The organism is Sporichthya sp., from assembly GCF_013815995.1.
Classification (GTDB): domain Bacteria; phylum Actinomycetota; class Actinomycetes; order Sporichthyales; family Sporichthyaceae; genus Sporichthya.
Window position 1 is genome coordinate 1 of record NZ_JACDFE010000142.1, and the last position, 11,802, is coordinate 11,802.

The following is an 11,802-nucleotide window of genomic DNA, read 5'->3' on the forward strand; positions in this document are numbered from 1 at the left end:
GGCCAGCACGAGCCCGCGTCCGCCCGGGCTGACCACGGCCTCGCGGAGCGCCCGGAGGACCTCCGTGCGCCCCACCAGGGGCCACTCCCGCATCACTCGGCGAGGGTAACGCGCGTCACACGCGACGTCCTTGGCCCGCGGGGCGCGCCGGCGCACACCGCATTCAGTTCACTTCGTGCCATCACCGCGGTGACGCCGACCCATTCCGCCCAGTCCGAGCAGCGAGCCGGTCGTCGAGACGAGCCGCGCCGGGGCCGGTGTGGAGCCGGTAGCCGGCGCGAAAGCGATCTCCCACCCTGACCTACCCCTGGATGCCGTTATGCGTGGCTGTCGAATGCCGTTATCCGAGGGTGTTCAAAGACGTTATCTGAGCAGCAGGCTGGGGCCACGAATCGACGCTTAGAGCGCGATCGTCTCCACGATCGTCCGGGTGGCGTCGGTGATCAGCGTGGCCGCCTGCCGGTGCACCTTGGCACTTCGGCCCATCGGATCCACGATCGCGTCGTCCGCGGGCGAGGCCGCCCGCACCTTCCCGCGCAGGGACCTGGCCCGGGCGACCAGCGCGTGGGCGCGCTCGACCGGCGTCGCGGGCAGCTCCTGCGGTTCGACCGCGGCGGCCAGGCGGGCGAACTCGCGCAGGGTGAAGGTCTTGGCCAGCGCCTGCGGGCAGAGCGTGAGCGCGGCGGCCCGGTGCTCGGGCGTGGCGGTGAGTACAACGTCGGCCTGCTCGATCATCGCCGCGGTGAGCTGGCGGGCGGAGAACCGGTCGGCGTAGGCGCCGTCCAGCTTCCACGGCGCGAGCTCACGCCGCGCATCCGGCTGGATGGGCTCGCCGACCATCGCCTGGGTGCCGGCACTGCCGAGCTGGAACCGCCGGACCTCCGACCCGACGCGCTCGGCGAGCAGGTGGGCGGTGATCAGCTCGGCGAAGGCCGAGCGGCACACGTTGCCGGTGCACACGAACAGGAGGCGAAAGCCACGGAGGTCATCGTCGCTCGCCACGATCCCCCTTCATCCCCGCCGCACCTCGGTGCGGCCGACCAGGGGCCACTCCCGCATCACTCGGGGAGAGTAACTCTTGCCCTCGTTCGGACGATTAGTCCTCAAGCGCACAGGGCCCGTAGGTAGCCTGCAGCGGACTTATGGACACTTCCCGGATATTGCAGACGTTTCAGGACGGCGGGGGACGCATGCCACGTATGGGTCGGATGATGGGCGCCGCGTGCGCCCTGGCCCTGGTAGCGGGCTCCGCCCTGGTGTCATCCGGGTCCGCGGATGCCTCTGCCAGTGCGCCGGCCGTCTCCGGGGCGACCCCGATCTGGCTCGGTTACGACCGCCTGCCCCAGTACCAGACGGTCAGCACCGAGGTCCGGGTGCCGATGCGCGACTACACCCAGATGCGATGCACCCTCATCCGCCCGGCGCGGGGCGGGATCCCGACCTCCCAGAAGGCACCGGTGATCGTCGCGAATTACTTCGCGTACCGCGCGCTGCAGCCCGTGATTGCGACGGCCGACTACTTCGCCCAGCGTGGGTACGTCTCGCTGTCCTGCTCGCCGCGCGGATCCGGGGGGACGGCGGGTACCTGGCGTCCGTTCGAGGCGCAGGAGGCGCGGGACAACTACGACCTCATCGAGTGGGCCGGCGTCCAGTCCTGGAGCAACGGCAACGTCGGGCAGACCGGGATCAGCTACGGCGGCATCTCGACGATGAAGGCGGTCGCCACCAACCCGCCGCACCTCAAGGCCGCGGTTCCGGTCGTCGCCTACCAGGACCTGTACCGGGAGATGGTCTACCCCGGTGGAGTCCGCGGCACCACGCTGCGCTGGTGGCCGTACTTCACCTGGGGCACCTCGATTCCCGACCAGGGTCCGGACGTCTCGCTCGCGACCTTGCCGCAGTACGCGGACTTCGAGACGCGGGCCGCCTCGCACCCGCTCTACGACAGCTACTGGAAGTCGCTGGCCGTCGACATCGGCGCGGCGAACAAGACGAAGATCCCGATCCTGCACATCGGCGGTTGGAACGACCTGTTCCCCGAGGGCACGGTGCGCAACTTCCAGGGCACCAAGGACCAGAGCTACCTGCTGATGCTGCCGGGCGCGCACGCCGAGTTCCTCCCCGGCGTTCCGCAGTTCGACGCCGCGCAGCGCGGCACGCTGGCGTTCTTCGACCGGATCCTGATGGGGCGTCAGGACGCCCCGCTGCCCGGCTCGAAGGTCACCAGTTGGATGATGCCGCGCGGCACCGGCGGCTGGTTCGAGATGAACGACTTCCCGACCGGCAAGCCCAGCGTGCTCGCCCTCGCCGGCCCGCAGGGCGCGGCGGTGGCCACGCAGTTCACCTACACCGCGAACCCGTTCGACAACGGCTGCGCCTGTCTGGAGCACGGCCTCTACAACTCCACCGAGTACCCGCTGAACAGCCAGGCGATCCAGGACACCCAGCGGGTGCAGTTCAACGGTGGTCCCTCCGCCGGTGACGTGGTCCTCGCCGGCGCCCCGGTGGCGCACCTCAAGGCCGCGTTCTCCACGCCGGACGGCGTGCTCGTGGTGCGCCTGGAGGACGTCGGTCCCGACGGCAACTCCACGGTGATCACGACCGGCTGGCTGCGGGCCAGTCACCGCTTCGGCCACGGCAGCGCCGTGCCGGTCAGCCCGGGGCAGGCCGCGGACTACACCGTCGAACTCTGGCCCACGCACTGGCGGCTGGCGGCCGGGCACGCGTTCCGGATCACGATCAGCAGCGGCGACCTGCAGCACATCGAGCCGGTCGCGGCGCCCGGGTCGACGGTGACGATCTTCGCCGGCCTGAACGGTTCGACCTTCGACATGCCCTTCTACCAGGGCTGACGCTACGGCTTGAGGAAAGCCGCGACGATCCGGTCCGCGGCGTGCACCGGCGAGAGTTCACCGGAGCGCACCGCGGCCTCCAGGTCGGCGCGCAGCTTCTTCACGTCCGCCGACGAGCGGAGCCGGGAGTCCAGGTCGTCGCGGACCGTGGCCCACATCCAGGCCACCTGCTGCTCGGCGCGCAGCCGCTCGAAGCGACCGCCGGTCTGCAGGTACTTCAGGTGGGACTCCAGGCCGTCCCAGACCTCGTCCAGGCCGGCGTCGGTGAGCCCGGAGCAAGTCAGGACCGGGGCGTTCCAGCCGGTCTCGTTGGTGCCCATCAGCCGCAGCGCGCCCTCGAGTTCGCGGGCGGCCCGCTTGGCCTCGATCTCGTGCGGCCCGTCGGCCTTGTTCACCGCGATCACGTCGGCGAGCTCGAGGACGCCCTTCTTGATGCCCTGCAGCTGATCTCCGGTGCGGGCCAGCGCAAGCAGCAGGAAGCTGTCCGTCATCTGCGCGACGGTGGTCTCGGACTGACCCACCCCGACGGTCTCGACCAGGATCACGTCGTAGCCGGCCGCGGCCAGCACGACCATCGTCGACCGGGTGGCCCGGGCGACGCCGCCGAGCGTCCCCGCGGTGGGGGAGGCCCGGATGAAGGCGTTCTCGTCCACCGCGAGCCGCGCCATCCGGGTCTTGTCGCCGAGGATCGATCCGCCGCTGCGCTGCGAGGAGGGGTCGACCGCGACCACGGCGACCTTGTGCCCGCGCCCGGTCAGCCAGGTGCCGAGGGAATCGATGAAGGTCGACTTGCCGACCCCGGGCACGCCGGTGATGCCGATGCGGCGGACGTCCTGCGCCTGCGGGGTGAGCACATCAAGCAGTTCGCCGGCGAGCTTGCGATGGTCGGCGCGGGTGGACTCCACCAGCGTGATCGCACGCCCGACCGCCGCCCGCTCGCCGGCTCGGACCTTGTCGGCGAGGTCGCCGACGTCAACCTTCATCTCAGGCGACGTCGGCGGCGGCGTTCAGGGCCTGGATGAGTTCGAGCGCCGCGTCCGGGATCACGGTGCCGGGGGCGAAGATCGCGGCCGCGCCGAGCTCGCGCAGTTCGGCGAAGTCGCCCGGAGGGATGACGCCGCCGACCACGATCATGATGTCCGCGCGCCCGGCATCGACGAGCGCCTGCCGCAGGGCCGGCACCAGCGTGAGGTGACCGGCGGCCAGCGAGGAGACCCCGACGATGTGCACGTCGGCCTCGAGGGCCTGGCGCGCGACCTCCTCGGGCGTCTGGAACAGCGGGCCGACATCCACGTCGAAGCCGAGGTCGGCGAACGCCGACGCGATCACCTTCTGGCCGCGGTCGTGTCCGTCCTGGCCCATCTTGGCCACCAGGATGCGGGGCCGGCGCCCGTGTGCGGTCTCGAATTCTGACGCTGCCTCACGGACCTCGGCGACCTTGGGGTTGGCCCCGGCCTCGGCGCGGTACACGCCACTGATCGTACGGATCGCGCCGGCGTAGCGGCCGTAGACCTTCTCCAGGGCGTCGGAGATCTCACCCACCGTGGCCTTGGCCCGGGCGGCGTCGATCGCGAACGCAAGCAGGTTGGTGTCGTCGCTGTTGCCGCTCGGTTGCCCGGCTGCCCAGGTCAGCTTCTCCAGCGCGGCCTGGCACGCGGTCTCGTCGCGCTCCTCGCGCAGCCGGCGTAGCTTCTCGATCTGCTGGGCCCGCACCGAGGCGTTGTCGACCTTGAGCACCTCGATGTCGTCCGCCCCGCGCGCGAGGTACTTGTTGACCCCGACCACGGTCTGCGTACCGGAGTCGATGCGGGCCTGCGTGCGGGCCGCCGCCTCCTCGATGCGCATCTTCGGGATGCCCTCTTCGATGGCCTTGGCCATTCCGCCCGCGGCCTCGACCTCCTGGATCCGCGCCCAGGCGCGGGTGGCCAGTTCGTGGGTGAGCCGCTCGACGTAGGCCGAGCCGCCCCACGGGTCGATCACCTTGGTGGTGTTGGACTCCCGCTGCAGCAGGAGCTGGGTGTTGCGCGCGATGCGGGCCGAGAAATCGGTCGGCAGGGCGAGGGCCTCGTCGAGGGCGTTGGTGTGCAGGGACTGTGTGTGGCCCTGGGTGGCGGCCATGGCCTCGACGGCGGTGCGCGTGACGTTGTTGAACACGTCCTGCGCGGTGAGTGACCAGCCCGAGGTCTGGCAGTGCGTGCGCAGCGAGAGCGACTTGTCGCTCTTGGCCCCGAAGTCCCTGACGATCTTCGCCCAGAGCAGACGGCCCGCCCGCATCTTGGCGACCTCCATGAAGAAGTTCATGCCGATCGCCCAGAAGAAGCTGAGCCGCGGGGCGAAGGCGTCGATGTCCAGGCCGGACTCCACGCCCGCGCGCAGGTACTCCATGCCGTCGGCGAGGGTGTAGGCCAGCTCAAGGTCGGCCGTCGCCCCGGCCTCCTGGATGTGGTACCCGGAGATCGAGATCGAGTTGAACTTGGGCATGTGCCGGGAGGTGAACCCGAAGATGTCGGAGATGATCCGCATCGACGGGGTCGGCGGGTAGATGTAGGTGTTGCGGACCATGAACTCCTTGAGGATGTCGTTCTGGATGGTCCCCGTGAGCTGGCCCGGCTTCACCCCCTGCTCCTCGGCCGCGACCACGTAGAGAGCGAGCACCGGCAGCACGGCGCCGTTCATCGTCATCGACACGCTCATCGTGTCCAGCGGGATGCCGTCGAAGAGCGTGCGCATGTCGTAGATCGAGTCGATCGCGACGCCGGCCATGCCGACATCGCCGGGCACCCGGGGGTGGTCGGAGTCGTAACCGCGGTGGGTCGGCAGGTCGAACGCGATCGACAGGCCCTTCTGACCCGCCGCCAGATTCCGGCGGTAGAAGGCGTTGGACTCCTCGGCGGTGGAGAACCCGGCGTACTGCCGGATCGTCCACGGCTGGTTCACGTACATCGTCGGGTACGGCCCGCGCAGGAACGGCGCGATCCCCGGGTAGGTCCCCAAGAAGTCCAGCCCGGCCAGGTCGCCGGCGCCGTAGAGCGGCTTGACCTCGATGCCCTCCGGGGTCGCCCAGGCGGCCCCGTCCGGGGACTCGCCGGCCTCGGCGGTGAAGGAGTCCCGGTAGCGCTGGCGAATCGGTTCGGGCGTTCCGCCCAGCTCCTCCTCGGCGAAGCTCTCCAGGATCGGCAGACGCCGGATCCGCCAGTCGTGGCCCGGCACGACGACCGGTCGCTTACCTACCGCCATCGGAAACCTCCAGCGCCTGGGACCAGCGGATCCGGGGCAACCCGCCGCCGGGTGGCTCCGGTGCGGGTGACCGTTCGAGCAACGTCTCACCCGCCGGCGGGAATGCGTTGACGCCGAGCACGGTCTCGGAGCCGTCGGCGACCGCGGCCAGCCGGGCCTCGCGGGCGGCGGCGATCCGGTCGGCGAGCGAGCCGTCGGTCAGTGCGGTCATGATGCCGCCGCCGGCCTCGATCTCGGTGAAGATTTTCCAGGCCTCCTGGGCCAGTGCCTCGGTGAGGGCTTCGACGTAGCCGGAGCCGCCGGCCGGGTCGACGACCTTGGCGATGTGTGACTCCTCGACCAGCAGGTTCGGGGTGTTGCGCGCGATCCGGCGGGCCAGCGGGTCGGGCAGCCCGAGGGCAGCGTCGAACGGCAGCACGGTGATCGAGTCGGCGCCGCCCACGCAGGCGCCGAAGGCGGCGACCGTGCCACGCAGGATGTTCGTCCACGGATCCTGACGGGTCGTCATGGGCCAGGAGGTCACCGCGTGCTGGCGCTGTCCCGCGGTCGGGCCGTCCAGTCGGGACAGTTCCGCGACGCGCGACCAGCAGCGCCGCGCGGCGCGCAGCTTCGCGATCGTCGCGAACTGGTCCGCGGTCGCTCCGTAGCGGAACTCGAGCTGGGAGAACGCGACCCCGGTCGGCATGCCTTCCTCGGTCAGCAGCCGCAGGTACTGCACGCCGGTGGCGAGCGCGGCGCCGAGTTCCTGGGCGTCGGTCGCCCCGGCCTCATGGAAGACCAGGGCGTCGACCGTCATCGAGCGCATGTTCCGGTAGGCGTAGGCGACCTTCAGTGCCAGGGCGCTGATCGCCAGGACGTCTTCCCGCTCCAGGCTGGTCTCACCGGTCCGGGCCAGGACGCCGATCGGGTCCATCCCGATGGAACCCGTCATGGCCTCGAAGGGGACCCGCTGCTCCAGGGCCATCGCCAGGTAGGCGTTGCCGACCGCGAGGGCCTCGGCGCCGGCGTCGAGAGTGACCGAGGCGACGTCCAGCAGGACCCCGTCGAGCACCGTGCCCAGTTCAGCGATCGGGGTGCCGCCCTCGCCGAGGACCAGCCAGAGCGAGTTCGCCCCGCCGGCCAGGTCCTCCAGGGCCTGTTCGTTGGCGACCTTGGCGTCGGGGTGCGCCTGGCGGGCGATCACGTCCCACCCGGTCCGGTTGCCGTTCGCGCTCCGGCCGCGGGTGTACGGGGCCTGGCCGGGCAGTCCGAGCTCGAGAGCCGGGTCGGCGAGGTAGAGCGGCTCGATCGGGATGCCGTCGGCGGTGACCGAGGCCAGGACCTGCTCGGGGGCATCAGCTGAGAATTCCGCGCCGGACTTGGCGACGATCTTCGCCACCAACGCCCGCCATTCCGCGGTCGTCGCGGTCGGGAACTCGGCAGCGAGGACGAGATCGTCGGGCACGGGGCGCTCCTCCGGGGGTCTAACTGCGCAGGTCAGCGTAAGACAGTGTCTGCGGCGCCAGCCGGGCGCCTCACTGCGTTGTCGTCGTCGCGGGTGGGACGGCGCAGAGTACCCGCGGCCGCGAGCGCGGCCGGTGACGACAACAAGCCCGCGGCCGCTTCCTCCTCCGCCTTGTGATGCATCCCGGCTGATCACCGCATACATCCCACCAGATCGGTCATTCCGACTGAGGCAGCTTGGCGCGCCCGCGCGGGGCTCCGGCCGAAGGCGGCGGGATCATCGGGCCGATGTCGCCGTCCGGTGCGGTGTCCAGGTCGACCATCACCGGAGCGTGGTCGGACGGGCCGGTGCCCTTGCGGGCCTGCCGGTCCACCCAGGCGGCCCGGACCCGGTCGGCGACCGGGGCGGTGGCCAGGATCAGGTCGATCCGCATCCCGAGGTTCTTGTGGAACATGCCGGCCCGGTAGTCCCAATAGGTGAAGACCTGCTGGTCGGGCCAGCGCTCGCGGACCACGTCGCGCAGGCCGAGGCCGACCAGGGCATTCAGGGCATTCCGCTCCGGCGGGGTGACGTGGGTGTGGCCCACGTAGGCGGCCGGGTCGAAGACGTCCGCGTCGGCCGGGGCGATGTTCATGTCCCCGCACACCACGGCGTCCGCCGGGCCTTTCGCGATTGCTTCGCGCAGCGCTTCGAGCCACTCCAGCTTGTAGGCGTAGTGGTCGGAGTCCGGCACCCGTCCGTTGGGCACGTAGAGCGAGTGCACCCGCACACCGCCACACGTCGCGGCGAGCGCACGTGCTTCCTGGTGCGGGAATCCGGGCCCGCCGGCCAATCCGGCCTCGACGTCCTCCAGCCCGACCCTGGACAGGATCGCGACCCCGTTCCAGCTCTTCTCGCCCAGGGCGGCCCAGGCGTAGCCGCGGGCCTCCAGTTCGGCGCCGAGCAGCTCACCGAACGCCTCCTCGGTGAGCTTGAGCTCCTGCAGACAGACGACGTCGGGAGCCCGCTGATCGAGCCAGGGGAGCAGCCGGGGGACCCGTTGCTTGACCGAGTTCACGTTCCAGGTCGAGATGCGCACAGGTGAAAGGTAATGGGCGGGAGAAATCTGCTGCCGTCCGCTTTGTCCCGTGGCCGTGTCCCCGCGGCTCCGCTTCAATGCAAGTGGGGCCGCTTCATTGCAGCGCCGGCGCGGCGGGGGCCGCGAGTCGGGGGACAGGGGATCACTCATGGGCGATAACGGGCATATGTCCGGCCGGGGCACGTTCAGCTGCCGGATCGAGGGCCGGGCCGGTTACCTGCGCGTCTTCGACGACCGCCTCGAGGTGGTCCGCTCCGGCCGGGGCTCGCAGGCCCTCGCGCCCGAGGTCATTCCGCTGCACCTGGTCACCGCCGTCACCACGGGCAAGGTCGGCCGGCTGCTCACCGCCGTCGAGCTGGTGGCGGCGGGTGCGTACGTCGAGCTGAAGCTGCCGAGCATCGACGCGCCGCGGGTCGCCGAGCTGATCGCCGCCCTGGCCGCCGACGCCCTGATCCTGACGCCCGACCCCTCGATCCTTGCGCTGGTGGCCCCGATGCCAGTCGTCGTCCCGCTCGCTGCCGTCGCGCCGGTCATCCCGGCCCAGGTCTGTGAGTCGGTGCGTTCCGAGCCGGTGTTCGCCGAGCCGGTGGTTTTCGACCCTGCGCCCGCCGATTCGGTGATGGCTGGGTTCGTGATGCCGGACTTCTCGATGAAGGTCGAGATGCCGGAGTGGAAGTCCTTGCCGGAGACCGATTTCCCCGAGCTGGCGGACACGCTCAGCGAGATCCCCGCACCCCCGGCCGGCGTGGTCGTGCCCGAGCGTTCTGACGAGGAGCCCGCTGCCGGGCCGCAGACCCCGGTGAGCCTGCCGCCGGACCTGCAGCGGCGGCTGAACCGCCTGGAGGTGCTGCGCAACTCCGGGATCATGACCGACACCGACTTCGAGGCGGCTGAGGCCGAGCTCTTCGAAGCGGCCGGCTCGGCGACCTGAACCCGTCCGGAGCTAGTGCTCGGGCAGCGTGTGCAGCCCGAGGATGGCGATTCCGCTCGAGGTCCGGACCACCTCGACCGGCGTCCGGTACAGCTCGGTCAGCACAGCTGAGGTGAGGATCTCGCCCGGCGTGCCGAGACGGACTCCGTGCGGAGCCACGAACAGCACCCGGTCCACCACCGGCAGGATCGGGTTGATCTCGTGGGTCACCATCACCACCGCGGTGCCGTGCTCGCGCCGGCGCGCGTCGAGCAGGGCGACCACACCCTGCTGGTGGGCGATGTCCAGGGACAGCAGCGGTTCGTCGCAGAGCAGCAGTCGTGGGTCGGTGGCCAGCGCCTGCGCGATCCGCACCCGCTGCTGCTCGCCGCCGGAGAGCAGGCCGAGGGGGGCGTCGGCGTAGCTGGTCGCCCCGACCGCGGCGAGCAGTTCGTCGACCCGGGCCCGCGCGCCGGGGGTCCGCCCGGGACCCCAACGGTGCCCGTCCACGCCGAGGCGCACCAGGTCCCGCGGCCGCAGCCCGCTCGCCGAACTCAGTGCGTGGTGCTGCGGCACGTAACCGACCAGACGGTTGCCGCGGCTGACCGGCAGCCCGCCGATCTCGACGTGGCCGGCGGTCAGCGCGGTGAGGCCGAGGACGACGCGCAGCAGGCTGGTCTTGCCCGCGCCGTTCGGCCCGAGCACGGCGAGGAACTCACCGGGCGCGAGCTCCAGGTCGAGGTGCTCCCAGAGGTGACGCTCCCCGTAGTGCAGGGAGGCGTCCCGCAGGGAAAGGACGGCGGACACATCCGCGACCCTAGAGGGCGCGACCGCCTCGGTGAGCGTCATGCCGGCCCCTCCTCGAGAGCTCCTTCGAGGGCATCCAGGTTGGCGCGCATCCAGCTCAGGTAGTCCTGCCCGGCGGGGAGCGTCTCCGACATCGGGACGACGGGGATGTCCGCGTCCTCGGCGGCGTCCTGCACCCGCTCGGTCTGCGGCCCGGTGGTCTGGGAGTTGTAGACCAGGACCTCGACGGCATGGTCGGCGAAGAGGTCGAGGGTCTCCTGCAAGGTCCGCACCGGGACGTCGGTGCCTTCTTCGATGGCCTCGCTGAACCCGGCCGGGGTCTTGTCCACCAGCCCGCAGTCGTTCAGCAGGAACAGCGGCAGGGGCTCGGTCACCGCGACCGCGAGCCCACCGTGCTTCTCCCGGATCGCGGCCTGACGGTCTATCAGGTCGGACAGCTCGGTCTGGAACGCGCCGGCCCGGGCGGTGAAGCCGGCGCTGTCGGCCGGGCGGAGCGCGGCCAGCGCTCCCGCGATTCCGGTGGCGAGGACGTTCATGGCCTTCAGGTCATACCAGACGTGCTCGTTGGAATCCTCGCCATGGTCGTGCGGGGCCGGGCTGCCGGCCGCCACGGCTTCGCCCTCGTCCTCGTGGTTCGCCTCGGTGACTGCGGTCAGCACGGTGCGCTCGCCGCCCGCGGCGTCCAGGGCGCGGGTGAGGAACTCGTCGTAGTGCCCGCCGTTGGCCATCACCAGGTCGGCTTCCTTCACCGCGAGTTGATCGCGGGCAGTGGCCTCGTAGCTGTGTGGGTCGGCGCCGCTGTCGGAGGAGAGGAGGGCCTGGACATCGACCAGGTCGCCGCCGATCGTCCGCACGATGTCGGCGTAGACGTCGGTGGCGGCGACCACCTGGACCTGGTCCGCGGGCGTGCCGGAGGCCGTGGGCGCAGCGCCCGGGTCGTCGCCGACGTCGGAATCGGAGCCGCAGCCGCCGAGAACGAGCAGCACCGAAACCCCGGTGGCAAGGACTGACCGACGCACGCGACACACCCCTGGCGCTAAAGCGAAATGGGAACCGTTATCAATAAGCTCCAGCGTATGTCTTCGCCCCGGCGCGCGCAATCCGGCCCCGACGCGCGGTCCCGCCTCCCGGGCAGGAGTCGCGGGTCGGGAGAAACTCGAGCGGTGGTCGACCAGATTGCGAAGCCGCCCGCGAAACGTGAGCCCGCGCCGGGCGGGGCAGGGCTGGACGGCGGCACCGTCGCCCTGTTCGTCGTCGCCTTCGCCGGCACCGTGCTGGCCCGCGGTGAGGTCACGGACCTGCTGGACCGCCCGGCGATCAGCACCTGGGCGACGGTCTTCGTCTCGGTGGTCACCCAGGCCATGCCCTTCCTGGTGCTCGGGGTTCTGCTGAGCGCCTCGATCACCGCGTTCGTGCCGCCGGCGGTGCTGCGCCGCGCGCTGCCGCACCGGCCCGGCGCCGCGGTTCCGGTGGC

The 11,802-nt window shown here is 71.1% G+C and carries 9 protein-coding genes and 1 pseudogene; 3 read left to right on the forward strand and 7 right to left on the reverse strand.

The window, feature by feature from the left end:
- Positions 1-399 precede the first annotated feature (399 nt).
- On the reverse strand, positions 400-1,002 hold the full coding sequence (locus H0X00_RS15590) for a hypothetical protein (protein ID WP_293772638.1): 603 nt from the start codon (positions 1,000-1,002) through the stop codon (positions 400-402).
- A 188-nt stretch (positions 1,003-1,190) separates the two neighbouring features.
- On the opposite strand from H0X00_RS15590, the gene H0X00_RS15595 reads away from it, so the two are divergent.
- Positions 1,191-2,852 carry a CocE/NonD family hydrolase gene (locus tag H0X00_RS15595; protein ID WP_293772640.1) on the forward strand — a complete coding sequence of 554 codons (1,662 nt, stop codon included), beginning with the start codon at positions 1,191-1,193 and terminating at the stop codon, positions 2,850-2,852.
- Positions 2,853-2,854: 2 nt separating this feature from the next.
- Here the strand turns inward: H0X00_RS15595 and meaB are convergent, their stop codons facing one another.
- From meaB to H0X00_RS15615, 4 genes are all read right to left on the reverse strand, one after another.
- A complete protein-coding gene (gene meaB, locus H0X00_RS15600) occupies positions 2,855-3,835 on the reverse strand; it encodes a methylmalonyl Co-A mutase-associated GTPase MeaB (protein WP_293772642.1) in 981 nt (326 codons plus the stop codon).
- A 1-nt stretch (position 3,836) separates the two neighbouring features.
- Positions 3,837-6,089, reverse strand: a complete 2,253-nt coding sequence (gene scpA / locus H0X00_RS15605; RefSeq protein ID WP_293772644.1) for a methylmalonyl-CoA mutase — start codon at positions 6,087-6,089, stop codon at positions 3,837-3,839.
- Positions 6,076-7,533, reverse strand: coding sequence for a methylmalonyl-CoA mutase subunit beta (locus H0X00_RS15610; RefSeq protein WP_293772646.1), 1,458 nt, complete (start codon positions 7,531-7,533; stop codon positions 6,076-6,078). Before H0X00_RS15610 ends, scpA begins: the two co-directional genes overlap by 14 nt.
- 217 nt (positions 7,534-7,750) lie before the next feature.
- Positions 7,751-8,611 (reverse strand): exodeoxyribonuclease III, encoded by an 861-nt coding sequence (locus H0X00_RS15615; protein ID WP_293772647.1) that lies wholly within the window; start codon positions 8,609-8,611, stop codon positions 7,751-7,753.
- 148 nt (positions 8,612-8,759) lie between these two features.
- Between H0X00_RS15615 and H0X00_RS15620 the strand changes: the two genes are divergently transcribed.
- The gene (locus H0X00_RS15620; RefSeq protein WP_293772649.1) at positions 8,760-9,542 is read left to right on the forward strand and encodes a hypothetical protein; all 783 of its coding nucleotides are present in this window, start codon (positions 8,760-8,762) and stop codon (positions 9,540-9,542) included.
- A 12-nt stretch (positions 9,543-9,554) separates the two neighbouring features.
- Here H0X00_RS15620 and H0X00_RS15625 read toward each other — a convergent pair whose 3' ends face one another.
- Together H0X00_RS15625 and H0X00_RS15630 are read right to left on the reverse strand one after the other, a co-directional pair.
- On the reverse strand, positions 9,555-10,370 hold the full coding sequence (locus H0X00_RS15625; RefSeq protein WP_293772651.1) for a metal ABC transporter ATP-binding protein: 816 nt from the start codon (positions 10,368-10,370) through the stop codon (positions 9,555-9,557).
- Complete coding sequence (locus tag H0X00_RS15630) at positions 10,367-11,347, reverse strand: zinc ABC transporter substrate-binding protein (protein WP_293772653.1); 981 nt, start codon at positions 11,345-11,347, stop codon at positions 10,367-10,369. The genes H0X00_RS15625 and H0X00_RS15630 overlap by 4 nt, the downstream gene beginning before the upstream one ends.
- A gap of 144 nt (positions 11,348-11,491) precedes the next feature.
- On the opposite strand from H0X00_RS15630, the pseudogene H0X00_RS15635 reads away from it, so the two are divergent.
- Positions 11,492-11,802, forward strand: a pseudogene (locus tag H0X00_RS15635) (permease); the annotation flags it as partial.